Annotated in this window: 20 protein-coding genes; 11 read left to right on the top strand and 9 right to left on the bottom strand. The window is 66.0% G+C overall.

Annotated elements, in window-relative coordinates; genetic code table 11:
• The first annotated feature begins 124 nt into the window (after positions 1–124).
• Entirely contained in the window at positions 125–1,219 is a 1,095-nt protein-coding gene (locus tag NUW87_RS01970) for a YhjD/YihY/BrkB family envelope integrity protein (protein WP_269027039.1), read from the top strand.
• Here NUW87_RS01970 and NUW87_RS01965 read toward each other — a convergent pair.
• The 5 genes from NUW87_RS01965 to NUW87_RS01945 all read right to left on the bottom strand — a co-directional run bounded on the left by NUW87_RS01965 (position 1,179) and on the right by NUW87_RS01945 (position 6,240).
• Entirely contained in the window at positions 1,179–2,435 is a 1,257-nt protein-coding gene (locus tag NUW87_RS01965; protein ID WP_269027038.1) for a D-alanyl-D-alanine carboxypeptidase family protein, read from the bottom strand. The genes NUW87_RS01970 and NUW87_RS01965 overlap by 41 nt on opposite strands.
• The gene (locus NUW87_RS01960) at positions 2,436–3,575 is read right to left on the bottom strand and encodes a trimeric intracellular cation channel family protein (protein WP_269027037.1); all 1,140 of its coding nucleotides are present in this window, start codon (positions 3,573–3,575) and stop codon (positions 2,436–2,438) included. It lies immediately after the preceding gene.
• A gap of 67 nt (positions 3,576–3,642) precedes the next feature.
• The gene (locus NUW87_RS01955; RefSeq protein WP_269027036.1) at positions 3,643–4,881 is read right to left on the bottom strand and encodes a SatS C-terminal domain-containing protein; all 1,239 of its coding nucleotides are present in this window, start codon (positions 4,879–4,881) and stop codon (positions 3,643–3,645) included.
• 10 nt (positions 4,882–4,891) lie between these two features.
• Positions 4,892–5,962, bottom strand: coding sequence for a C40 family peptidase (locus NUW87_RS01950; protein WP_269027035.1), 1,071 nt, complete (start codon positions 5,960–5,962; stop codon positions 4,892–4,894).
• Positions 5,959–6,240, bottom strand: coding sequence for a hypothetical protein (locus NUW87_RS01945; RefSeq protein ID WP_269027034.1), 282 nt, complete (start codon positions 6,238–6,240; stop codon positions 5,959–5,961). The genes NUW87_RS01950 and NUW87_RS01945 overlap by 4 nt, the downstream gene beginning before the upstream one ends.
• Before the next feature lie 86 nt (positions 6,241–6,326).
• Here NUW87_RS01945 and upp point away from each other — a divergent pair, with 86 nt between their 5' ends.
• From upp to NUW87_RS01925, 4 genes are all read left to right on the top strand, one after another.
• Positions 6,327–6,962, top strand: a complete 636-nt coding sequence (upp, locus tag NUW87_RS01940; protein WP_154839206.1) for a uracil phosphoribosyltransferase — start codon at positions 6,327–6,329, stop codon at positions 6,960–6,962.
• 106 nt (positions 6,963–7,068) lie between these two features.
• A complete protein-coding gene (locus NUW87_RS01935; RefSeq protein WP_269027033.1) occupies positions 7,069–7,470 on the top strand; it encodes a helix-turn-helix domain-containing protein in 402 nt (133 codons plus the stop codon).
• Between the two features lie 61 nt (positions 7,471–7,531).
• Entirely contained in the window at positions 7,532–8,758 is a 1,227-nt protein-coding gene (locus tag NUW87_RS01930) for an amidohydrolase (RefSeq protein WP_269027032.1), read from the top strand.
• Between the two features lie 64 nt (positions 8,759–8,822).
• On the top strand, positions 8,823–10,229 hold the full coding sequence (locus NUW87_RS01925) for an NAD(P)H-quinone dehydrogenase (protein ID WP_377733987.1): 1,407 nt from the start codon (positions 8,823–8,825) through the stop codon (positions 10,227–10,229).
• Between the two features lie 7 nt (positions 10,230–10,236).
• Here NUW87_RS01925 and NUW87_RS01920 read toward each other — a convergent pair whose 3' ends face one another.
• A complete protein-coding gene (locus NUW87_RS01920; protein WP_269027030.1) occupies positions 10,237–11,496 on the bottom strand; it encodes a helix-turn-helix domain-containing protein in 1,260 nt (419 codons plus the stop codon).
• A gap of 168 nt (positions 11,497–11,664) precedes the next feature.
• Here NUW87_RS01920 and prpD point away from each other — a divergent pair, with 168 nt between their 5' ends.
• The 4 genes from prpD to NUW87_RS01900 all read left to right on the top strand — a co-directional run bounded on the left by prpD (position 11,665) and on the right by NUW87_RS01900 (position 18,863).
• Positions 11,665–13,176 carry a 2-methylcitrate dehydratase PrpD gene (gene prpD, locus NUW87_RS01915; protein ID WP_269027029.1) on the top strand — a complete coding sequence of 504 codons (1,512 nt, stop codon included), beginning with the start codon at positions 11,665–11,667 and terminating at the stop codon, positions 13,174–13,176.
• Positions 13,176–14,099 carry a methylisocitrate lyase gene (gene prpB, locus NUW87_RS01910; protein ID WP_239219688.1) on the top strand — a complete coding sequence of 308 codons (924 nt, stop codon included), beginning with the start codon at positions 13,176–13,178 and terminating at the stop codon, positions 14,097–14,099. Before prpD ends, prpB begins: the two co-directional genes overlap by 1 nt.
• A 35-nt stretch (positions 14,100–14,134) precedes the next feature.
• Positions 14,135–15,280, top strand: coding sequence for a bifunctional 2-methylcitrate synthase/citrate synthase (locus NUW87_RS01905; RefSeq protein ID WP_239219687.1), 1,146 nt, complete (start codon positions 14,135–14,137; stop codon positions 15,278–15,280).
• A gap of 154 nt (positions 15,281–15,434) precedes the next feature.
• Complete coding sequence (locus NUW87_RS01900; RefSeq protein ID WP_269027028.1) at positions 15,435–18,863, top strand: pyruvate carboxylase; 3,429 nt, start codon at positions 15,435–15,437, stop codon at positions 18,861–18,863.
• 331 nt (positions 18,864–19,194) lie between these two features.
• On the opposite strand, the gene NUW87_RS01895 is transcribed toward NUW87_RS01900, so the two are convergent.
• Complete coding sequence (locus NUW87_RS01895) at positions 19,195–19,698, bottom strand: GNAT family N-acetyltransferase (RefSeq protein WP_239219675.1); 504 nt, start codon at positions 19,696–19,698, stop codon at positions 19,195–19,197.
• 23 nt (positions 19,699–19,721) lie between these two features.
• On the opposite strand from NUW87_RS01895, the gene NUW87_RS01890 reads away from it, so the two are divergent.
• Positions 19,722–20,651: a chymotrypsin family serine protease gene (locus NUW87_RS01890; RefSeq protein WP_269027027.1), complete on the top strand. Its 930-nt coding sequence runs from the start codon at positions 19,722–19,724 to the stop codon at positions 20,649–20,651.
• An 8-nt stretch (positions 20,652–20,659) separates the two neighbouring features.
• On the opposite strand, the gene NUW87_RS01885 is transcribed toward NUW87_RS01890, so the two are convergent.
• Together NUW87_RS01885 and NUW87_RS01880 are read right to left on the bottom strand one after the other, a co-directional pair.
• Positions 20,660–22,444: an acetyl-CoA carboxylase biotin carboxylase subunit gene (locus NUW87_RS01885; protein ID WP_269027026.1), complete on the bottom strand. Its 1,785-nt coding sequence runs from the start codon at positions 22,442–22,444 to the stop codon at positions 20,660–20,662.
• A 92-nt stretch (positions 22,445–22,536) separates the two neighbouring features.
• Positions 22,537–23,421, bottom strand: a complete 885-nt coding sequence (locus tag NUW87_RS01880; protein ID WP_239219670.1) for a sulfurtransferase — start codon at positions 23,419–23,421, stop codon at positions 22,537–22,539.
• Positions 23,422–23,716: 295 nt separating this feature from the next.
• Between NUW87_RS01880 and NUW87_RS01875 the strand changes: the two genes are divergently transcribed.
• A complete protein-coding gene (locus tag NUW87_RS01875) occupies positions 23,717–24,778 on the top strand; it encodes a Cj0069 family protein (protein WP_239219669.1) in 1,062 nt (353 codons plus the stop codon).
• Positions 24,779–25,043 lie beyond the last annotated feature (265 nt).

Genomic DNA, 25,043 nt, shown 5'->3' with positions numbered 1-25,043 from the left:
AGAATTGACTGAACTGATGTGGTGTGCGAAGGGCCTGCCGCCACCATGCCCCGGCTCCGTCCCGTCATCGCACGGCCTCCTCTACGATGTGTTTGGTAAATGACACATATTTGAAGGGACGTCGATGGCTACCTCGACCGCGCCGCGCAAGGCGTACACCGACGAACACGGCATTGAGCGCGCCTCGAAGCAGCAGAAGGGCGGCTTTGAGGAAAAGGTGGAGAAGAAGTCTCCCGCCGCTGGTCACCTGCTGCGCATGAACGAGCGTTTCGGCGCTCAAGGCGGCAACCAGCTAGCCGCTGGCATCACCTATTTCTCCGTGCTGGCGCTGTTCCCGCTGCTGATGCTGGTCTTCGCGGGCCTCGGTTTCTTCCTCAACGCCCGTCCAGATCTGATGGACGACATTCAAAACCAGATCACCCAGTCGCTGGACGGGGATTTGGGAGACATGGTCAACGAGCTGGTTGAGACCGCGATCGACCAGCGTGGCGCGGTGGCCGGCATCGGCCTGCTCACCACCTTGTGGTCCGGCCTGGGTTGGATGAACAACCTGCGCGTGGGCGTGTCCGCGATGTGGAAGGTGGATGCGAACGAGGGCGGCAACTTTGTTACCAAGAAGCTCGCGGACCTGCTGGGCCTGATCGTGCTGATCGTCCTGTTCATCGTCGCCGCAGTAGTGACTGCCCTGGGAGTGTCCAGCTGGACCAGCACCCTGATGGAGCGCCTCGGCATCGGCGATTTCCCAGGCGCGCGCCTTGTGGTGTGGGTTGTCGGCTTCCTCGTCAGCGTTTTGGCCAGCTTCCTGGTCATGCTGTGGGTGAACATGTACATGCCGCGCACGAAGGTTCCGGTGAAGTCCGGTTTGAAGGGTGCGCTGCTCGGCGCGGTTATCTTCGCCATCCTGCAGCAGTTTGCTGGCCTGGTCATTTCTTCGGCCACCGGTAACCCGGCGGGTGCGATCTTTGGCCCGATCATCACCTTGATGGTCCTGCTGTATCTGATCTGGCGCGTGGTGCTCTACGTCGCGGCGTGGACTGCCACCACCGAGGAATCCCTCGCGTTGGCCCCGGCTGAGGTGCCGGAGCCGGCCGTGATCAACGTCCGCGCCGGCGCGGTCCGCGGCAGGGAGGAGTCCAAGCCGTCCGGCAAGACGCTGGGGGTTGGCGCGGCGCTGGGCGCTATCGGCGTCGGCGTGGTTTCTCTCCTGTCCCGAGACTAAACGCGGTGGCCAGCGCGGCGAGCGCGAGTACGGCCACCACAATCACATAGGACCACCAGCGGTTCCAGGTCGTCTCCTCCCCAGCACGTTCAGGCGCGGGGGTGGGGGCGGCCGTTGTCGTTTCTGGGGTGACGGTGGTCTTCTCAGCGAGAGGCTCAAGCTTTGCGACGGAGCTTCGCACCCCATACGCCTCGTGCAAGAGCATCTGCGCCTGCTCCCAGGGGCGGTGGTCGTAAGCCGTGGTGTCCAGCACAACCGCCACGAGGCGGCGGCCTTCGTGGTTCACGGCACCGACGAACGTGTGGTTCGCGTCGTCGGTGTAGCCGGTCTTGCCGCCGATGCCGTCCGGGTCGTTGAGGTAGAGCTGGTTGTCGTTCCACAGCTCGAATGCTGGCAGGTCGTCGAAGCCGGGGAAGGTGGTGTGCTCCGTGTCGACGATGCGGGTGAAGGTGGGGTCCGCGAACGCCACGGTGTAGGCCAAGCCCATGTCCCAGGCGGAGGTGGACATCCCGGCGCCGTCCAGACCGGAGTAGGAGGTGGCGCGGGTATCCGCCATGCCTAGTTTCTTGGCCAGCGCGTTGACCTTGCCGAGTGCGAGCTCGTCGCCGCCGAGGGCTTGGGCGAGCGCGTGCGCGCAGTCGTTGCCCGAGGACAGCAGCAGTCCGGTGAGCAGGTCCTCGACGGTGTAGTCGCCGCCCTCGCCGATGCCGGCGGCAGAGCCTTCCTGGCCGGCGGATTCGGCGGAGACTTCGACCTTCTGGTCTAGCGGCAGCTCGTCGATGACGGTCAGTGCCAGCAACACTTTGATGATCGAGGCCGGCCGGTAGCGACCGTGCGGGTCCTTCATCGCCACTACCTCGCCGGAATTTAGGTCGGCGACCAGCCAGGCGGAGGCGACTACGCCGTCGGGGGTGGTGTAGCCGTCGGCGGCGGTCACGCCGCAGGGGCCGTCGAAAAGCACCGGCAGCGGGGCAGGAGAGGTGGCGGCGCGCTCGGAGGTGGACACCGGCTCCGGCGGCCAAGTGGCCTGTGGGCAGGCGTCGGTGTCGGGCGCGCGGCCGCGGCTGGGCGGGATCCAGTTGCCGCCCTCGTCGTAGTAGCCGACGGTCGGGCCGGCCGGGGAGGTGGTCTCGGTCGGGGTTTCGGCGTCTTGGGCGTGAGCTGTCGTCGACAAGCAAAAGCTCAATGCTGTCACCGCTGCGAGCGCACGCTTCATCTAGGACTCCTTTTGGTCGTAGCGGGCCGCGAGCCGCTCGATGAGCTCGTCGGTCAAAGCCTCGTCGGAGAGAATAATATCCAGCATGTCCGCGTTCATCGCCTCCGTCTCGGCCGGGTCCGGCTCCTCGGCGGCGTCTTCCTCGTAGGAATCGCCGGTCAGGTCCACGCCAATGCTGTCGAAGAGGCCCTCGTCTTCCGCAACCTCCGGCTCCGGCGCGACACCAACCGCCTCCGCCAGAACTTCCGCGTCGATGGCGGGGAACTGGGTGGTGAACTCGGTGAGGAAATCATCCGCGTCGCTGACCGCCTCCGCCGGGCGCTTGCCCTTGCGGATCTCCGCCTCAATGCGGCGCTGCAGCGCTTTTTCCATCTGCCGGTGGCGCCACGAGCGCACCCGCGTCGGCTCCAGCCCGCGGGCCACCGCGCGCGACTTGTCCTCCGCCTTCTTGGCCAGGTGTGCGACCTGGGTTGCGGTGGCGTTGACCGTGGTGTTCACCGGTGCGAACTCGGAGTCCGTGGAAACGCGCCAGTTGCCCCAGTAGCCGGCGAGGAACAACGCGAAGCTGGTCACGGGGCCGATGACCATGCCGAGCGCCGGGTAGCCGGTGGCGTTGCCCACCAGCATGATCACCGCGCACGCCACTGCCGGGATGACGGTGGGTTGGTTACCGCCGAAGACGCTGGGTTCACGGCCGGTGACCACGTCGCGGATCATGCCGCCGCCGGTGGCGGTGAACACGCCCATCATGATGGTGGGCAGCACCGGCAGGCCGTATTGGATGGCCTTGGATGCGCCGGTGGCGGCCCACAGGGACGACACGAGCGCGTCGCCGTGGGACTGCAACATCTCCCAGGCTTTGCCCTTGAAGTAGGTGAACCGGGCGATCAGCGCGCCGGTGAACGCCAAGATGAGGTACTCCGGCTGGCTCATCGCGGCGACGGTGCCCTGGTTGATCAGTACGTCGCGCAGCATGCCGCCGCCTAAGGCGGAGAGCATGGCGATGAAGAAGAAGCCCACGATGTCGTAGCCGAGCTGGCGGGCGAGCGTGCCGCCGATGATGCCCATCAGCAGCACGCCGGAGATGTCCATCCAGTGATAGATGGAGCTGATGAGGGGGTCGACCTGGTCCACTGCCATGAGTGAATTGTAAAGGTCGCACGTTTGCCCGGCATGTCGGCATGCCCTGGGCGCACGGCGAAATGGCTTAGAACTTGGAGAAGCGCTTGATCAGTTGGTTTTCCATCTCGGTCCAGGCCTCCGCTTTATCGGTAAAAGGCGCGGACGGCACGTAGCCTGCGGCGCGGGTGGAGCCGAGCATGTACGCCAGGTAGTCCTGCATGCGCGGGTTGGCCAGAAGCAGGGAGTTCAGCGAGTCGTCCTGCGCCCAGTCCGCGGCATCTGCGAGCAGCTCGTACGCCTTCGACATCTGCGCGGTGTCCACGGCGTCGGGGCCCTTGTTGATGTCGGCGGCAATGCCGTTGAAGGAGTAGGAGTTGTCCGGGTGGACCTCCACCTTCAGCTCGCCAGCGTTGGCGGTGTCGATGAGGTCCTGCCACGTGGACACGCCCGCCAGGTCGTGGTCGTCGTGCTCCAGGATCCAGCGGCCCAGGTGCTTGGTGGAGGGGAAGGTGATGATCTCGCCGTACTTGCCCAAAAATACCGGGGCGCCGCGAAGGTAGGTGCGCAGCGTGTACACGCTCTGGCCTTGAATGGAGATCTTCACCGGGTCGATGCCGGCGCGGCCCCACGGGGAGGAGTCGTAGGGATCTTCCGCGGCGGCGCGCGCCTCTTCGTCCGCGCGTGCCTGCTCAGCGGCCGCGGCACGGGCCTCGGTGGCGGCGGCGATGGCGGTCCCTGCGGCTGCGACGCGCTCGGTGTCGAGCTGATGCGTATCGACGACACGCACAGACTCATCCAACGACTTGACCACATTCTCCCAGTTCGCCAACACAACACGGCCGACGCCGGACCACTCGGACAGGCCGTTTTCGCCCGCGTAGTGGTCGGAGCCGCGGCTGACGTTGCCCAGGATGGAGTGGGAGGCGAAGAAGATCTGCGCCTGCTCGGCGGAGGCTACGTCCGCAAGCGAGCGGGAGATCTGGAACACCCGCGACAGGCGCGAGACGTTTTCGTGGCTCGGGCGGCCGGCCAAAAACTCGGGCGCGCCGATGATGTCGAAGTGCTGCTTGTCGTTCGGCACCACGCGGTCGTCGCCCTGGGCCTGGAACTGCTGCCACTTGGGGTGGTCCGCTAGGTCGTGGGCGTTGGTCGTTTCCAGGTAGGCCAAGAGTTCCTCAGGGGAGTGGAAGGCCAGCACGGCTTGGTCGTCGCCAAGGAACGCCTGCCACTCGGTGCCCTTTTCCTTCCAGGTGGGTGCCCACAGGGTGTAGAAGTCGCCCTCGGTCAGGGAGATCTTGACGGGGAGAATCGCGCGCGTAGTCATGCGGGAAACTTTAGCCGGTCGGCCTCCAGAATCCGCGGAAGGTCATGCCCAGATTCTCTGTGCGCACAGGGTTCATCTGCACCGGGCTGCCAGCCTCGATCATCATCCCGTCTCCCGCGTACATGGCGGCGTGGCCGGACCACAACACCAGATCCCCGGGCTGCAGCTCCTGATACGACACCTGCCTGCCCACGGTCTGGTCCGCGGCGACGCGCGGGATGTCCAGCCCCGCCTGACCGTACGCCCAGGAGGTCAGCCCGGAGCAGTCGAAGCCGCCCGGTGCGGCCCCGCCCCACACATAGGGTGTGCCGATCTGACTTTTCGCGGCCTCGACAGCGGCGGCGCCGACAGCGGATCCCTCCTCGTGCGCCGGAGTAGGCTCCGGCGGCGGGGCAGCCGCCGCGGCAGGTTCCGGCGGCGGTGGCGGGGCGACGGCGGAGGCCGGTTTCACCGCCGGTGGCGCGGGCTTGGGCGTCGATGGTGCAGCTGGTGCACCCAGAGAGGCCAGGCGTTGCAGCTCCCCGTGGGCCTTCTCGGTTGCCGGGCCGGCGCCGGGCATGACGCGGTCTAACGCGGCGGTGGTGGCGGAGGTAAGCGTGTCCGCGATGGCTCGCAGTTCCTTCTCCAAAGCGTTGAGCACCTGCGTGGCCTCGTTGATTGCGTCGGCAATAATCCCGGCCACGTAGGCGGCGGCACCGAACAGGCCCGCTGGCGAGGTAGCGATCGCCGGTGCCGCCATCGCCTTGTTAATGAGCGCTCCGGCGATGGTGACCAGATCAAATGCCGCGGTGCCGATCAACACACCGCCGCGCAGCACTCCGTCGCTGATCGTTGCGCGGTAGTCCGCAAGATCCGCCGCGGCACCAACGCGTGATGCCCCGGACGTGTTTGCCACCGCGGCCAGCGGGTCGAAGTCCTTGAAATCCGGCATGCCGAAACCCGGCAGGGTGGGCAGGTCGAAGGGGAGAAGTTTCGCCAGCATGCTGGCGGTGCCGTGCACGTCCAGGCTGACGTTGAGTGGGCCGGCGATGCGGTTGAGCAGGTCGATTGCGCTGCCGAATTCGGTCTTCAGGGAGCTCATAGCGCGGCTCCCAGCTTCCGGCAGGTGCAGGTGTCTACGGCCGCGGCGGCATCCACCGTAAGGTCCATCACTTCTGCGATGCGGTGGGCCTCAGCGCGCAGCGCTTCAGCGTCCGTGTTCGCTTTGGCGATGGACTCGGTCACCGCGGCACTGAATTCGCCGAGGGGCCAGGTGTGGGGCACGGAGACGTCGGTAAGCAAGTGCAATCGTGCTGCGTCATCGCGCAGCGAATCGGTCATGGCGGATACGGCAGCGGAGTCAATGTGAAATACAGTCATGGCCATTGGACGCTGAAAACACCGCCCCGGTTCCCTCGAGGGGGAAAATATTTTCGCGGCCCGCCGAGTGAACTAGCATGGCCGGCATGGATATCACGGTTGTCAACCACCCCCTCGCCGCGTCCCGCCTGACCATCATGCGCGACAAACGCTCCAACAACGCAGCGTTCCGCGCGGCGCTGGCGGACTTGGGCGCGATGCTCATCTACGAAGCGGCGCGTGACCTAGAGGTGGAGGAGTTCGACACCGAAACCCCCGTAGCCACCGCCCGGGGCGCGCGCCTTGCCACCCCGCCGATTATCGTGCCGATCATCCGCGCGGGCCTGGGCATGGTGGACCCGTCGCTGTCCATGATCCCGGACGCGCAGGTGGGCTTCATCGGGCTCGCTCGCGATGAGGAGACGCACGAGCCGGTGCCCTACCTGGAGGCCCTGCCGCAAGACCTGTCCGGCCAGCCCGTGTTCCTGGTGGATCCGATGTTGGCCACCGGCGGGTCGCTGATTCACGCCATCGACCTGTTGGTGGAGCGCGGCGCGGACAACATCACCTGCATTTGCATGGTCTCGGCCCAGCCGGGCGTGGACAAGCTCGAGGCCCACGGCGGCCCGGTGCGCCTAGTCACCGCCACCATCGACCCGGCGCTCAACGAGGACGCTTACATCGTCCCTGGCCTGGGCGATGCGGGAGACCGTCTCTACGGCCCGCGCAACATCGAGCTTTAAGCTTGTCGACGTCCCACCGGTAGCGCGCCCGCACATTGCGCGCTACATTGCGTGGCATAACTAGTTGAACGCTTTAGGGGAGCGCCGACAAACGGGGGAAAAGACTATGGGGGAAGTACTGCCGCAATCGCACTGGGCGAGCTACGCACTCGGGCTGGGGGAGCGCGTGCGCGCCATCCGGCTCATGCGGGGGCTGAGCCAAACACGTCTCGCGGAGCTGGCTGGCGTGTCGCGCTCGCTGATTTCGAACCTGGAGCGCAACGACTACAACTCCAAGGTGGCCGACCCCACCTTGAGTACCTGCTACCGGCTCGCTTCAGCGCTGCAGGTACCGCCGGCGGCGCTTCTGCCTGGCGCGGCGGAAAACGTCGAAGGCCGTTTCCCAATGACGGATTCGCAAGCACCGGCACCTATCAGGTTCCAGTGGCCCCGCAGCGCGCAGGACACCGCGAGGTTCCACGACACGTATCTGCGCCGCGGCGCCCCGCAGGGCACGCCCGCGTTCTAGCGGTCCGCGTCAACCTCCACCGCACCGCTTTGTCTACTTTGCGGGAGGTGCGCGTACACTCATGTCAGCAAAAACTGATAGCCGAAGCTGGATAAAGGGAGCGCACGTGGAAAACGCCGGAATCGCCGCCGCGGTGGACCGCTGGTTCACTGACAATCAGGAGCGCGTGATTGATTGGCGCCGCCACATCCACTCCCACCCGGAGCTGTCCAACGAGGAAGTCGCCACCACCGACTTCCTCGTGGAAACACTGGAAAGTTATGGCCTGCACCCGGTGCGGTTTCCGGGCACTGGCCTGTACGTGGACTTGGGGCCAGCGGAAGGCAAGCGCCTGGCGTTTCGCGCGGACATCGATGCGCTTCGCGTGCCGGAACAGACGGGCCTGAGCTTCGCGTCCTCCAATCCGGGCGTGTCCCACTCCTGCGGCCACGACATCCACACCACCGTCGCCTTAGCACTCGCCTGCGCGCTGTCCACGGTGGAGCTGGAAAACCCGGTGCGCATCATCTTCCAGCCCGCTGAGGAAGTCATGGGTGGCGGCGCCCTGGACGTGATTAAGTGGGGCGCGCTCGAGGGCGTCGGGTCTATTTACGCCGTGCACGCCGAGCCGCACATCAAGGTCGGCGAGATCGGCGTGCGCGCCGGCGCGATCACCTCGGCGTCCGACGTGATCCGTATCGAGGTCCACGGCCCCGGCGGGCACACCTCCCGCCCGCAGCTGACCGCGGACGTGGTCTACGCCATGGGCGCGCTGATCACCCAGCTGCCCGGCCTGCTGTCGCGCCGGGTGGACCCGCGCACCGGCACTGTGCTGGTGTTCGGCCACGCGGAGGCGGGGGATGCCGCCAACGCGATTCCGAAGCGCGGGTTGCTCGAAGGCACGCTGCGCACCGCCGACATCACCACCTGGCGCCAGAACGAGGACCTGCTGACTGACCTCATCGACCTCATCGTCGCGCCCACGGGCTGCACCTATCACCTGGACTACATCCGCGGGGTGCCGCCGGTGCTCAACGACGACGCCGCGACCGCCCTGGCCGTCGAAGCGGCCCGCGCGGTGGACCCGCAGTCGGTGGTGGCCGCCCCGCAGTCCAGCGGCGGTGAGGATTTCTCCTGGTACCTCGAGCATGTGCCGGGTGCGATGATGCGCCTCGGCGCCTGGAGTGGGGAGGGCGAATACCAGGACCTGCACCAGGGCAACCTGAACGTGGACGAGCGCGCGATCGGGGTTGGCGTGCGGCTGTTCGGCTCCATCGTGGAGGAGTACTTCCGCCCGGGCGAAGAATAGGAGTTGTCTGGGTAGACTGTCTCCCAGTTTGGTTCCCGTCATTCGACCCATGAGGAGTGCTGTTTTGTCCAAGAAGATTGTCATCATCGGTGGAGGCCCGGGCGGCTACGAGGCTGCGCTGATGGCGTCCAAGTACGGTGCGGACATCACCATTGTCGAGGACAGCGGCGCTGGCGGCTCGGCGATCCGGAAGGACGTCGTGCCGTCGAAAAGCTTTATTGCTGGTGCGAACATCAAAAACGACCTGCGCCGCGCGGACGACATGGGCTTGAGCCACGCGCTGGGCGATTCGAAGCTGTCGCTGCTGGCGCTCAACGATCGTGTGAAGGCGCTCGCCGGCAAGCAGTCGGACGACATCCGTGCGCAGTTGGAGCAGGGCGGCGTGCGCTTTATCGAGGGCCGCGCGCGGTTTGCGGAGGAGCAGAAGGGCCACACCACCCACAACATCGAGGTCGAGACTTCCGACGGCTCGACGGAGACGCTCACCTGCAACATGGTGCTCGTATGCGTCGGCGCGAGCCCGCGCGTGCTCAAGGGGGCTGAGCCGGACGGCGAGCGCATCCTGAACTGGCGTCAGATGTACGACCTGAAAGACCTGCCGACGCACCTGGTCGTGGTCGGCTCCGGCGTAACCGGCGCGGAGTTCGTCTCCGCATTCGCCGAGCTGGGGGTGAAGGTGACCATGGTGGCCTCGCGCGACCGCATCCTGCCTCACGACGACGCCGACGCCGCCGACGTGCTCGAGGACGTGCTGGCGGACCGCGGCGTGCAGCTGGAAAAGGACGCCCGTGTGGAGCGCGTGGAAAACACCGGCGAAGGTGTGGTCGTGCATACCACCGACGGCCGCGCCATCGAGGGCTCGCACGTGATGATGTCCATCGGTTCCATCCCGAACACTGCCGACCTCAACCTGGAGGCCGCGGGCGTGGAGGTCACCCCGTCCGGCCACATCCACGTGGACCGCGTTTCCCGCACCAACGTGGCGGGCATCTACGCCGCCGGCGACTGCACGGACCTGATGCCGCTGGCGTCCGTGGCAGCGCAGCAGGGCCGCATCGCGGTGGATCACGCACTCGGCGAGGGTGTCACCCCGATCCGTTTGAAGACGGTGGGCAACGCCGTGTTTACCCGCCCCGAGATCGCCGCGGTGGGTGTGACCGAGCAGCAGATCCGCGACGGCGAGGTCGACGCCGACATCTACAAGCTGCCGCTGGCGACCAACCCGCGCGCGAAGATGCGCTCGCTGCAGTACGGCTTTGTCAAGATCTTCGCCCGCAAGGGATCCGGCCAGGTGCTCGGCGGCGTGATCGTCGCGCCGACCGCCTCCGAGCTGATCCTGTCGGTGACCATCGCGGTGGCCAACAACCTCACCGTGCGCCAGCTCGCCGGCTCCATGGCGGTCTACCCGTCGCTGTCCGGCTCCATCACGGAGGCGGCGCGCCGCCTGGTCACCAACACCGACCTGGACTAGTGCTGGGCTAGTACTCCGGAAACGCCCGCTGCGGACACTTCGTGCGCGGGCAGGTGGCGCACCCGGGCCCGATCGGGGTGGCGGACGCCGGGTCCACGTCGAGGCCGTCGGCGTAGACCAGCTCGTGTGCGTGCATCGCGTCGCAGCCCAGCGCCACCGCATGCTCGCGCCTAGGCGAGCCGAAACCGACCGCTGGCCCCTGCACCATCCGCGCCACCCACAGTTGCGTGCGCCCGTCCGGGGTAGAGGAGACCTGCCTGGTTACCCGGTTCGGCGTTTCAAAGGCGCGGTGCACCACCCACAGCGGGCACGTCGCGCCCGAACGTGAGAAGTGGAACCCTGCGGTGGCCTGGCGCTTGGACACGTTGCCCGCGCGGTCGGTGCGGATGAACACGAACGGCACCGCCTTCGCGCCGGGCCGCTGCAGGGTGCCGAGTCGCTGGCAGGTGGATTCGAAGCCGGTGCCGAAGCGGGCGGAGACAACGTCGATGTCGTAGCGCGTCTCTTTCGCCGCGGCGAGCATCTCCGCGTACGGCATGGTCACGGCGGCGGCGAAGTACTGCGCCAGGCCGTGGGTGGTGACGTGGCGGGCCGAAGGGTCGTCGATAGGCGCTGTGAGCTCGGCGATCTCCCGGTCGTGCGCGAGCGTGCCGTAGTGGTACGCCAGCTCGAAGCACTGTTGTCCTTCGGTCAGTCCCGCCCGTAGCCGGATTTCGCGGGGCTGACTATCGACGGCACTTCGCCCCTGAACGTCCTGGTTAAAACGCACGGGATAGCCGAAGTCCCGGTCCAGCGCCGCCGCTAAGCGCGTCAGGCGCATCTGGCGGCCGCCGAGGTGCTCCGCCAGCGACTCCGCGGCCACATCGAGGGCGTGAAAGTAGTTGCCGTGGCTCTGGAAGAAGTTGCGCGCGGTCTCGTACGGGTTGGGTGAGCTGCCCTCCAGCCGCGCGGGGATACCGCGCACCTTGTCTGCGATCGCCGGGTACGCGCGGGCGAAGGCGGCGAGCTCGTGCTCGGGGGTGTCGGGGATGAGCTCCGCCAAGTCCGCGGCGGCGGCGCGCTCGGCCGCGCCGGAAAAGTACGCCGCGTCCACCCCGAAAGCGGACGTGAGCTGCACAAGCACGCTCGCGGTCAGGGGCCGCTGGTTGTTTTCTAACTGGTTGAGGTAGCTGGGAGAGAGCTCGAGTGCTTTGGCCATCTCCGCTTGAGTGAGGCCGCGAGTGGAGCGCAGCGTGCGTATTTGTCCCCCCGCGTAGAGCTTTGCCATAGCCGTCGTACCTCTCCGATTGCATGGTTGCGCTGCTGATTTACAACACTTTGCAATCCTTCCTGCTTTTGGACGCAAGAATACACACAACAGACTATGACCCGCGACACATTTGCGGTCTTAGTATGAGGCACACCATCACGGTCGGTTTGGAAGGAGTCCCCACGAATGATCAACCACGAAGTACGCACCCATAAGTCCGCCGAGGACTTTCCCATCGAAGAGCATCTGGCCTACAAGATCGCCAAAGTCGCAGTCGACCCGGTGGAAGTTCCGGAAGACACCCGCGAGATGATCATCAACCGCATCATCGACAACGCCTCTGTCGCCGTCGCTTCCTATAACCGCCGCCCCGTCGCCGTGGCCCGCGAAATGGCCAAGGCGCACCCCGCCGACAACAACGGCGCGCCCGTCTTCGGCGAGGACGGCACCTACTCCGCCGAGTGGGTCGCCTTCGCCAACGGCACCGCCGTGCGCGAGCTGGACTACCACGACACCTTCCTCGCCGCCGAGTACTCCCACCCGGGCGACAACATCCCGCCCATCCTCGCCGTCGCCCAGCACAAGGGCCTCGACGGCAAGGCCCTGATCCGCGGCATCGCCACCGGCTACGAAATCCAGGTCAACCTGGTCAAGGGCATCTGCCTCCACGAGTTCAAGATCGACCACGTCGCCCACCTCGGCCCGTCTGCAGCCGCAGGCATCGGCACCATGCTCGGCCTAGACGTGGACACCATCTACCAGGCCGTGGGCCAGGCGCTGCACACCACCACCGCCACCCGCCAGTCCCGCAAGGGCCTGATCTCTTCTTGGAAGGCCTCCGCCCCGGCGTTTGCCGGCAAGATGGCCATCGAGGCTGTGGACCGCGCCATGCGCGACGAGGGCGCACCTGCCCCGATCTGGGAAGGCGAAGACGGGTTCATCGCTTGGATGCTCCACTCCCCGGAGCGCACCTACACCGTGCCCCTGCCGGCAGACGGCGAGGAAAAGCGCGCCATCTTGGACACCTACACCAAGGAGCACTCCGCCGAATACCAGGCGCAGGCCCCGATCGACCTGGCGCGGCGCATGAAGCAGACCATCGCGGACGCCGGCAAGACCACCGCCGAGATCGAGTCCATCGTGCTGCACACCTCGCACCACACCCACTACGTCATCGGCACCGGCGCGAACGACCCGCAGAAGATGGACCCCTCCGCCTCCCGGGAGACGCTCGACCACTCCATCATGTACATGTTCGCAGTCGCGCTTGAAGACGGCGGCTGGCACCACGTGGATTCCTACACCCCGGAGCGCGCCAACCGCCCGGAGACCGTGGAGTTGTGGCACAAGGTCTCCACGGTGGAGGACAAGGAGTGGACCCGCCGCTACCACGCAGACGACCCGGACGAGAAGGCCTTCGGCGCACGCGCGCTGATCACCTTCCAAGACGGCACCGTCATCGAGGACGAAATGGCCGTGGCAGACGCCCACCCGTACGGCGCGCGACCTTTCGCCCGCGAGAACTACATTGCCAAGTTCCGGACGTTGGCCGAAGGGATCGTGGACAGCCAGGAGCAGGACCGTTTCCTCGCGGCGGTGCAGGACCTGGAAAACCTCACCGACTTAACCGAGCTGAACATCCGTGTCAACGACGCCACCCGCGCCGCCGCGGAACAGATTCCGGGAGGCATCTTCTAATGTTCGCACCCGACAAAACCCCGAATGAGCGCCGCAAAGCACTGCGGGCATCGCTTCTCGACGAGCGCATCACGACCCTGCCCGGCGCCTTCAATCCTCTGACAGCACGCCTCATCGAAGACATCGGCGCGTTTTCCGGCGTCTACGTCTCCGGCGCCGTGGTAGCCAACGACCTCGGACTGCCAGATATCGGCCTGACCACCTTGTCCGAGGTGGCCAACCGCGGCGGCCAGATCGCGCGCGCCACCAACCTGCCCGTGCTCATCGACGCCGACACCGGTTTTGGCGAGCCCATGTCCGCCGCCCGCACCGTTGCCGAGTTCGAGGCCGCGGGCCTGGCCGCGCTGCACCTGGAAGACCAGGTCAACCCGAAGCGCTGCGGCCACCTCGACGGCAAAGAGGTCGTGCCAACGGATCTGATGGTGCGCCGCATCACCGCCGCGGTGCGCGAGCGCCACGACGACGACTTCGTTATTTGCGCGCGCACCGACGCTGCCGGCATCGAAGGCATCGACGAGGCCATCGAGCGTGCCAAGGCATACGCGGACGCCGGCGCCGACCTCATCTTCACCGAGGCGCTGTACTCCGAGGCGGACTTTGCCAAGTTCCGTGAGGCCGTGGATACGCCGCTTCTGGCAAACATGACCGAGTTCGGCAAAACCGAGCTGCTCAGCGCGAAGCAGCTGGAGGACCTCGGCTACAACGCCGTGATCTGGCCGGTGACCACCTTCCGCATCGCCATGGGCCAGACCGAGGCGATGCTGCGCGACATGGCCGAAACCGGCTCCCAGGTGCCGTGGCTGGACAAGATGCAGCACCGCTCCCGGCTCTACGAGCTGGTCCGGTACGACGAGTACAACCAGTTCGACCAGTCCGTCTTCACCTATTCCAAGGACACCTACAGCTCCACCTTCGAGCAGTAACCCCACCCAACCCTCACCCCAAGGAGTGAACCCCCATGACTGACCAAGACATCCGCAAAGGCCTCAACGGCGTCGTCGCCGACTACACCGCAGTGTCCAAGGTGAACCCGGAGACTAACTCGCTGCTCTACCGCGGCTACCCGGTCCAGGAGCTGGCAGAGCACTGCACCTTCGAGGAAGTGGCCTACCTGCTGTGGAACGGCGAGCTGCCGAACGAGGAGCAGCTGGCGGAATTCCGCGGCGGCTGCATGGAAAACCGCGACATCGGGGAAGAGCTGATCCAGGTGATCAACTTCATGCCCAAGGACTGCCACCCGATGGACGTGCTGCGCACCGCCGTGTCCTACCTGGGCGCAGAGGACCCGGAGAAGTTCACCCCGAGCTCCGACCACCTGCGCGGCATCGGCCGCAAGCTGCTGGCCAAGCTGCCCACCATCGTGGCCACGGACATCCGCCGCCGACAGGGCAAGGAGTACATCGCGCCGGACAAGGAGAAGGGCTTTTCCGAGAACTTCCTTTGGATGGTCTTCGGCGACGAGGAGAACTCGCCGGCGAACATCCCCTCCGACATCGAGGCGTTTGAAAAGACAATGATCCTGTATGCGGAGCACTCCTTCAACGCCTCCACCTTCACTGCCCGCACCATCGCGTCGACGATGTCCGACGGCTGGTCCGCCATCACTGGCGGCATCGGCGCGCTCAAGGGGCCGCTGCACGGCGGCGCCAACGAGTTCGTCATGCACCACATGGAAGAGATCGGCGATCCGGCCAAGGCGGAGCAGTGGTGCTTGGACAAGCTGAAGAATAAGGAGCTTGTCATGGGCTTCGGCCACCGCGTGTACAAGAAGGGCGATTCGCGTGTGCCCACCATGGAGGCCGCGTTTAAGAAGCTTGCCGCGGAGCACCCGGAAAAGGACGCTCAGAAGTGGGTGGAGATGTACGACATCATGGCCAAGACCATGTACGAAAACACCTCCATCAACATCCGCCCGAATCTGGACTTCCCGTCGGGCCCGGCGTACTACATCCTTGGCTTCGACATCGAGTTCTTCACCCCGCTGTTCGTGATGTCGCGCATCACCGGCTGGACTGCGCACATCATCGAGCAGTTCGAGAACAACTCGCTGATCCGTCCGCTGTCCGCCTACAACGGCCCGGAGGAGCGCCACATCGAGCGCTAGATCGCACTACCCCCGAAACGCGGGCTGTCGCTTGTCGACGGCCCGCGTTTTCCACCCCCACATTGTCCCCCAAAGCGCCCCGAAAATGATGTGATCTGTATTAAACTTGTGCTATCCCTATGACCGCAAAAACTTCCTTTGTGAAAGGCAACCGATGAACCCGGATAATCTCCCGCTTCACGACCTGCCCACCTTCAACAAGATCCTGGTGGCCAACCGTGGCGAAATTGCCGTGCGTGCCTTCCGTGCAGCGTTTGAGACCGGCGCGAAGACCGTCGCCGTCTACCCCCGCGAGGACCGCAACTCCTTCCACCGTCCGTTCGCGGACGAGGCCGTCCAGATCGGCGAGCCGGGCCAGCCGGTGAAGGCGTACCTGGACATCGACGAGATCATCCGCGCCGCGAAGCAAACCGGCGCGGACGCGATTTACCCGGGCTACGGGTTCCTTTCCGAGCGCGCCGACCTGGCGCGCGCCTGCCGCGACAACGGCATTAAGTTCATCGGCCCCAGCCCCGAAACCCTGGACCTGACCGGCGATAAGTCCGCCGCCGTCCAGGCTGCGGAGCGCGCCGGCCTGCCGGTGCTAAAGGACTCCGAGCCGTCCGACGACCCGAAGCAGCTGGCTGAATACGCCAAGGACTTCGAGTTCCCCGTCTTCGTCAAGGCGGTCGCAGGCGGTGGCGGTCGCGGTATGCGCTTTATTGAGCGACCGGAGGACGTCGAGAAGCTTGCTGCTGAAGCCTCCCGCGAAGCGGAGGCCGCGTTCGGCGACCCGAACGTCTATATCGAGCGCGCCGTGATCCGCCCGCAGCACATCGAGGTGCAGATCATGGCCGACTCGCACGGCAACGTCGTGCACCTGTTTGAGCGCGACTGCTCCGTGCAGCGCCGCCACCAGAAGGTCGTGGAGATCGCTCCGGCGCAGCACATCACCGAAGAGCAGCGCCAGCGCATCTGCCAGGACGCGGTGAACTTCTGCAAGGAGATCAACTACGAAGGCGCCGGCACAGTCGAGTTCCTCGTGGACGAGGCGGGCAACCACGTGTTCATTGAGATGAACCCGCGCGTGCAGGTCGAGCACACCGTGACCGAGGAAGTCACCGGCATCGACATCGTGAAAAACCAGATGTACATCGCCGCCGGTGCGAAGCTGGAGCAGATCCACCTCACCCAAGACCTCATCGAGGTCAACGGCGCCGCCCTGCAGTGCCGCATCACCACCGAAGACCCGGCCAACGGCTTCCGCCCGGACTCCGGCGTGGTCACCGGCTACCAGTCCCCGGGCGGTGCGGGTGTGCGTCTCGACGGCAACGTGGCCGTCGGCACCACCATCACCCCGAACTTCGACTCGCTGCTGGTGAAGATGACCTGCCGAGGCCGCAACTTCCAGGTGGCGGTGGACCGCGCGCTGCGCGCCCTGAACGAGTTCACCATCAACGGCCTGTCCACCAACATCGGCTTCCTGCGCGCCCTGCTGTCCGAGCCGGAGTTCCGCAACGAGCGCATCAACACCGGCTTCATCGCGGACCACCCGAACCTGCTCGAGGCCCCGGCCGCCGCCGACGACGCCGGCAAGATCCTCAACTACCTGGCATCCGTGACGGTGAACCAGCCCAACGGCCCGCGCCCGACCAACATCCGCCCGTCGAAGAAGCTGCCGGAGGCAAACTACGGCGACCTGCCGCGCGGCTCCCGCGACGAGCTGCTCGAACTCGGCCCGAAAAAGTGGGCGGAGAAGCTGCGCAACCAGACCGCCCTGGGTGTCACCGAGACCACCTTCCGCGACGCGCACCAGTCGCTTCTGGCCACCCGCATCCGCACCAACACCCTGGTCGCGGCGGCGAAGCACGTCGGCCACCTCACCCCGCAGCTGACCTCCGTGGAGGCCTGGGGCGGCGCCACGTACGACGTGGGCATGCGCTTTTTGCACGAGTCGCCCTGGATGCGCCTAGACGAGCTGCGCGAGGCAATGCCGAACGTGAACATCCAGATGCTGCTGCGCGGCCGCAACACCGTGGGCTACACCCCGTACCCGGACTCCGTGACCAAGGCATTCGTGCGCGAGGCGGCCACCTCCGGCATCGACATCTTCCGCATCTTCGACGCGCTCAACGACGTCTCCCAGATGCGCCCGGCCATCGAGGCGGTGCTGGAGACCAACACCACCGTCGCCGAGGTGGCCATGGCCTACTCCGGCAACCTGATGGACCCGGCGGAAGACCTGTACACGCTGGACTACTACCTCAACCTCGCCGAGGAGATCGTCGACGCGGGCGCCCACGTCCTGGCCATCAAGGACATGGCAGGCCTGATGCGCCCGGCAGCCGTCGCCAAGCTGGTCACCGCGCTTCGCGAGCGCTTCGACCTGCCGGTGCACGTGCACACCCACGACACCGCGGGCGGCCAGCTGGCCACCTACCTGGCGGCCGCGAACGCCGGCGCCGACGTGGTCGACGTGGCGTCTGCGCCGCTGGCGGGCACCACCTCCCAGCCGTCGATGTCCGCCCTCGTCGCGGCATTCGCGCAGACTGAGCGCGACACCGGCATTGACCTGCAGGCCGTCTTTGACATGGAGCCCTACTGGGAGGCCGTGCGCCAGGTCTACGCCCCGTTCGAGTCCGGCATCCCGGGCCCGACCGGCCGCGTGTACAAGCACGAGATCCCGGGCGGCCAGCTGTCCAACCTGCGCACGCAGGCTAAGGCGCTGGGCCTGGAGGACCGCTTCGAGCTCATCGAGGACTACTACGCCGGCGTCAACGAGATCCTCGGCCGCCCGACCAAGGTCACCCCGTCGTCCAAGGTCGTCGGCGACCTGGCGCTGCAGCTGGTGGGCCAGGGTGTCAGCCCGCAGGAGTTCGCGGAGAACCCGCGCAAGTACGACATCCCGGAATCCGTCATCGGCTTCCTGCAGGGCGAGCTGGGCACGCCTCCGGGCGGTTGGCCACTGCTGCGCGACCAGGCGCTTGAGAACCGCTCTGAGGTCGACCACACCGTCAAGGTGCCGGAGGAGCTGGCCGTGGACCTTGACTCCGAGGACCACGACACCCGCCGCGCCGCCCTGGACAAGCTGCTCTTCCCGAAGCAGTACGCGGAGTACCAGGAGCACCTGCGCACCTACGGCATTACCGACCAGCTCGGCGACAAGACGTTCTTCTACGGCCTCGAAGAGGGCGAGGAGACCATGATCTGGTACGGCGAGATCGACGAGAACCGCCCGCCGCTGGTGGTCAGCCTCGACGCCGTGGGTGAGCCCGACGAGAAGGGCATGCGCCAGGTCATCCTCACCGTCAACGGTCAGGTCCGCCCGATCACCGTGCGCGACGAGTCCGCCGAGTCCACCGTCGCAGAAGTGGAGAAGGCCGATTCTTCGAACCCGGGCCACGTGGCAGCCCCGTTCGCCGGTGCCGTCACCGTCACGGTGAAGGAAGGCGACGAGGTCAAGGCCGGCGACCCGGTGGCCTCCATCGAGGCGATGAAGATGGAGGCTGCGATCTCGGCCACCAAGGATGGCACGATCGAGCGCGTCGCGTTCACCCAGCCGACCAAGGTGGAAGGCGGCGACCTGGTGGTGGTTATCGCCTAAGCGGGGAGCGTTGTCAGCACCGCGTGGACCGTGAGCGGCCGCGCGGTGTTCGCTTTGCGGTCCGGGTTTTACGGATCTGCTAGTTCGCCCAAAAGCGCAACTAGCAGATTAAGTGTCCAATTTTGCGTTTTCGCAGGTGGTGTTGAAAAAGAATTCCAGTAACAGCGTGATCTGCTAGTTGCCCGACCAAGGCTGCGTGGGGGAACTAGCAGATCTGCGGCCCGGCGCGGTCGAGCACCGGCGCGGTCGGGCACCGGCGCGGTCGAGCACCGGCGCGGTCTGGCACCGGCGCGGTCTGGCACCGGCGCGGTCTGGCACCGGCGACACCGGCCTAAGCGGTGAAGTCGTCCACGTCGATGACCATCACGTCGTCTTCGCCCTCGACGTTTGTGAAGCCGAACTTCTCGTAGCGGTGGCGCGCCCGGTCGTTGTCCGGGTCCACCCACAGCGCCACCTTGGGTGCGCCCTGGCGCTTGGCCAGCTCCACCGCGGCCTGCAAAAGCCGTACCGCGAGCCGGTTTCCGGCGTAGCGGTTTTCCACCGCGATGGCGATTTCGGGGATGTTTGGGGCGAGGTTCGCGTAGCCGTCGTCAGGCGATTGCCAGTACCGCAACCACACACCACCTGCAGGCACATGGAATTGGTCGAATGCGATGATGCCGCTTTCGCGCTCCGGGTCCCACTGGCCCACGTAGCTTTCGGAGCCTTCGCGCTCGCTGTCGCCCAGGTCGCCGTCCTCGTTGCCGAAGACATCGGTGAGGTAATTCAGCCGCCGCAGATAGGTGCGGTCGGACTCCGTGGCCTCGCGCAGTTGAAACTCAGGTGTGTAATCCATGCGCACCACGTTAATCTTTTGCCATGCTTCGACGCATTTGCCTATCGACGTCCACCGCCCTGGCCCTCGCCGCAACCCCGGCATACGCCGTGGCAGCGCCCGTGGCCAACGATGTCGCGCCAACCACCGGGGCTGCATCGGGCGCCACCCCCGTGGTGGCCCAGGGCGACTTGGTTGACGTTGTGGGCAAAGGCCGCTGCACCATTGCGTTCAACGACCGGGGCCAAAACGTCAGCTACACCGCCGGGCACTGCGGCGAAAAGGGCGACCGCGCCATTGTGATGGGGAAGGGGTTCCGCGCCTCCGGCACGTTCCACCCGTCGTCGGCGATGAACGCGGACGAGGGCACCGCCAACGACTGGGGCGTAATCCGCTGGGCCGACGACGTGAAGCTGGGCGAAAACGGCATCACCGGCGACGAGGTGGTGGCGCCGTCGCTGATGCGCTCGGGTGACCCGGTGTGCGTGTACGGCGGCACCAGTAAAAAGACCACCTGCGGCAGCTTCGCAGGCGCCATCGGTAACAACCTCTACTGGGACGGCCCGTCCGGCAAACCCGGCGATTCCGGCGGCCCGGTGTGGGTGGAAGGCAAAGGTTTTCTGTCCATCTACACCGGCGTGAGCATGGCGGTGGGCAGCAAAGGGGAAGAAGCCCGGCTCAACCGCAGCTCCGTGCCCGACAACGGCCCGCAGGTGAGCCCCGAAGAGGAAATGGAGCTGCTGGCGCAGGCCAAGCGGATCACCACCCCGGTGGTGCACGAAACGGCGGTGCCCGGAGGCAAGCCAGAGCAGGTCAAAAACGGCGGCAGCTCGGATATGAGCGCGGTGGGAATCACCGCGGTCGTGCTCGTCGCCCTCGCCGGGGTGCTGTTCGCGCTGCCGCAAATTCTCGGCGCACTGCCGCCGCAGTACCGCGAGCCCGCGCTGCGGATCATGCAGGCTTGGGGCTCTTAGCGGAAGGGCTACTTCAGCTCCATCAGCACGGCGCCTTTGTTCACCTGGCCGCCAACTTCGACGGCCAAACCGGTCACGGTGCCGGCCTTGTGGGCCTTCACCGGGTTTTCCATCTTCATCGCTTCCAACACGAGTAGCACGTCGCCCTCGGCGACCTCCTGGCCTTCCTCCACGTTGACCTTGATCACGCTGGCCTGCATGGGGGAGGCGACGGCGTCGCCGGAGACGGCTGCCTTGTTCGCGCGGCGCTTCTTCGGCTTGCGCTTCGCCGGGCCTGCCGCGACGAGTTCCTCGGGCAGGGCGACCTCGATGCGGCGGCCGTCGATCTCCACGGCGAAGGTGCGGCGGGCGGGGGCACCGGTGTCCGCGTCTTCGTCCTCGTCGGTTGCCGGGGTGGACGGCAGCTCGCCGTCCCACTCCTTCTCGATCCAGCGGGTGTAGACGCTGAAGCCGTCCTCGTCGCCGACAAACGCCGGGTTGTTCAGCATGGCCTGGTGGAACGGGATCACGGTGGGGAACCCGGCCACGACGTACTCGCCGAGTGCGCGACGGGCACGCTCGATCGCCTCTCGGCGGGTGCGGCCTGTGACGATCAGCTTGGCCAGCATCGAGTCGAACTGGCCGCCCACCACGGAGCCCGCGCGCACGCCGGAATCCACGCGCACGCCGGGGCCGGCCGGTTCGGCGTAGACGGTGACGGTGCCCGGCGCCGGCATGAAGTTCGCGGCCGCGTCCTCGCCGTTGATGCGGAACTCGATGGCGTGGCCGTGGGCGGCGGGGTCGCCGTCGAAAAGCAAAGGCTCCCCGCGGGCGATGCGGAACTGCTCACGCACCAGGTCGATGCCGGTGGTGGCCTCGGTGACGGGGTGCTCCACCTGCAGGCGGGTGTTGACCTCCAGGAAGGAGATCAGGCCGTCCGAGCCGACCAGGTACTCCACGGTGCCCGCGCCGAAGTACCCGGCCTCGCGGCAAATGGCTTTGGCGCTGGCGTGGATGCGCTCGCGCTGCTCGTCGGTGAGGAAAGGCGCCGGGGCCTCCTCCACGAGCTTTTGAAAACGGCGCTGCAGGGAGCAATCGCGGGTGCCCACAACAACGACGTTGCCGTGCTGATCCGCCAGCACCTGGGCCTCCACGTGGCGGGCCTTATCCAGGTAACGCTCCACGAAGCACTCTCCACGGCCGAAGGCCGCAGTGGCCTCGCGGGTGGCGGACTCGTACAGCTCCGGGATCTCTTCAAGCGTGTAGGCGACCTTCATGCCGCGGCCGCCGCCGCCGAACGCGGCCTTAATCGCCACCGGCAGGCCGTGCTCTTCAGCGAAGGAGACGACCTCGTCCGCGCCGGAAACCGGGTCCTTCGTGCCCGGCGCCATCGGGGCCTGCGCGGCCTCGGCGATGTGGCGGGCGGTGACCTTGTCGCCCAGCGCGGCGATAGCCTCGGGGGAGGGGCCGATCCAGGTCAGACCAGCGTCGATGACCTTCTGCGCGAACTCCGCGTTTTCCGACAGGAAGCCGTAGCCCGGGTGGATCGCGTCCGCACCGGACTTCTCCGCCGCAGCGAGGACTTTGTCCATGTCCAGGTAGCTTTCAGCCGCGCTCGAACCGCCAAGCGCGAAGGCTTCGTCGGCAAGCTGCGCAAACGGCGCATCCGCGTCCGGCTCGGCGTACACGGCGACAGACGCGATGCCCTCGTCCACACACGCGCGGATGACGCGCACGGCAATCTCGCCGCGGTTGGCCACCAGCACCTTGGTCACGCTGTTCGGCAGGTCTTTAGTCGCTGCAGTGGTAGGCACGAAGCAATCCCGTCCTTACAATCGGAAAAACAAACCGTTAGAAACGTCGGACAAACGTCGAACCATGTTACAGCGCCACCGCGCTGGCGCGTTTATTCAGCAGCGTTTTCGGGCGCGTCGCCTTTAACCACCGGCATGCGCACCATGTTGCCCCACTCGGCCCAGGAGCCGTCGTAGAGCGCGACGTTGGTGAAGCCCAGGATGTGCTTGAGCACGTACCACGTGTGCGAGGAGCTCTCGCCGAGCTGGCAGTACACCACCGTCTCGGCGTCCTTGTCGAAGTCGGCGTAGATCGCCTGGATGTCCTCCAGAGAGCGGAAGCGCGCGTTGGGGAACACTGAGCGGCCCCACGGCACGTTCACAGCGCCGGGGATGTGGCCTTGGCGTAGCGACGGCGCGGAGCAAGACTCAGGATTCGGGTCTTCGCCCAGGTAGAGGGGGGCCGGACGGGCGTCGATAAGCTGTGCTGGTGTGCGCTCCAGCAACTCCGAAGCGAAGGCGCGAAAGGGTGCATCCTGGCGCTGAACCACCGGGTAGTCCGAGCGCGGGTAGTCCGGCACCACGAAGGAGGTGTCGCGCTCTTCGCCCATCCACGCGTCGCGCCCGCCGTCGAGAAGCCGCACGTCCGGGTGGCCGAACAGCTCGAACACCCACGCGGTGTAGGCGGCCCACCAGTTGGAGGAGTCGCCGTAGACCACCACAGTGTCATCGCGGTTGATGCCGCGTGAGCGCATCAGTTCCGCAAACGCCTCGCCGTCGATGAAGTCGCGCACCAGCGGGTCGTTCAAATCCTGCTTCCAGTCGATGCGGACTGCGCCGGGGATGTGGCCGATGTCGTAGAGGAACGCGTCCTCGTCGCTTTCCACGACCTTCAACCCCGGCACGCCCAGGCGGGCGGACAGCCACGCCGCGGAAACGAACTTTTCGGGGTGCGCGTACTGCTGGAACTGCGGGGTGTCGTCGAGCTCGATGCCCATGGCGGCAACCTTTCTTCTCGCTCGTGTGCGGTGTGCAACATCTGCAACAACGGTGTGTAAAACCACCGTCAACGATACAGAAACGAATGCGGGGAGCTTGATGTGTTTGGCCGAGAAATACGGCGGTGTGAACTTGCACACTATCAAATTGCTCGTCCGGTGGAACTCACTGCCGCCGGTTAAAGTCGGAGGTAGGAACACACAGGTTACGGCCCGTTTGTTCTGGGTATCTGACCAGCCCCGGCGGCACCGGTATGTGAGTGGCGCGGGGCGTGAACCATGAAAGGGACCAACCGTGCACAAGGCGATTGTTGTCTTCGAGGTCGAAGGCGGCTCCGACAAGTCCTTCGACGGCCACCGCAAGGACACCATGCCCATCGTTAACGCCATCAAGGAAAAGGGCTGGAACTCCGAGGTTGTCTACTTCCGCCCGGAGTGGGCAGACGACCTGTTCACCTACGTTTCCGAAAACTTCGACGCCTACATCTCCCGCGTGAACCCGGGCAACATCCCGGGCGGCGAGCAGGGCTACTTCGACCTGCTCACCCGCCTGTCCGAGGCCGGCCTGGTGGGCATGTCCACCCCGCAGGAGATGATCTCCTACGGCGCCAAGGACGCCCTGGTCAAGCTGAACAAGACCGACCTTGTGCCGGAAGATACCGCCGCGTACTACGACGTGGAGGAGTTCCACAACACCTTCCCGAAGTCCCTGTCCTACGGCGAGCGCGTGCTCAAGCAGAACCGCGGCTCCACCGGTTCCGGCATCTGGCGCGTGCGTCTTGCCGACGAGTCCCTGGCCGAGTCCGTCGAGCCGGGTACCGCCCTGCCGCTGGACACCAAGCTCAAGTGCACCGAGGCCGTGGACAACCACACCGAGGACCGCGAGCTCGGCGAGTTCATGGACTTCTGCGACCAGTACATCGTCGGCGACAACGGCATGCTCGTGGACATGCGCTTCATGCCGCGCATCGTCGAGGGCGAGATCCGCATCCTGCTGGTCGGCCCGCACCCGGTCTTCGTCGTGCACAAGAAGCCGGCCGAGGGTGGCGACGCGTTTTCCGCAACCCTGTTCTCCGGCGCGAAGTACACCTACCAGAAGCCGGAGGAGTGGCAGGAGCTCGTGGACATGTTCGCTGAGGCTCGCCCGGTCATCGCCGAGAACCTCGGCGGCGACAACATCCCGCTGATCTGGACCGCGGACTTCATGCTCGCCGACGACGACGAGACCGGCGAGGACACCTACGTCCTCGGCGAGATCAACTGCTCCTGCGTCGGCTTCACCTCCGAGCTGGACATGGGCATCCAGGAGATGGTGGCCGACGAGGCCATCAAGCGCGTCGAGGAGAAGCACGCCTAAGCGCGTTTTGCTTATCGACGTCTCAAGCGCCCCACCGCCCCGGCCCGCAGCACGCGGGACCGGGGCGGTTTGTGCGGATCGTCTAGCAGCCGACGACTCCCGCTAGACGATCTGTGTTTTATCGGCACTGAGTGTCATTACCACCTGGGGAAACGCTCAGCCTCGACTCTGATGGTCTAGCAGGCTGGTGTTATGTCTATGGACATTTTGGACGCGGAGTCTGGTCACTTATTGGACATGGAGTCTGGTGACTTATTGGACATGG

The sequence above is a fragment of the Corynebacterium pilbarense genome (genome assembly GCF_026930265.1).
In the GTDB taxonomy this organism is placed as follows: domain Bacteria; phylum Actinomycetota; class Actinomycetes; order Mycobacteriales; family Mycobacteriaceae; genus Corynebacterium; species Corynebacterium pilbarense.
Note: the sequence above shows the minus strand (reverse complement) of the source record. Positions and strands in the feature narration are given on the sequence as shown.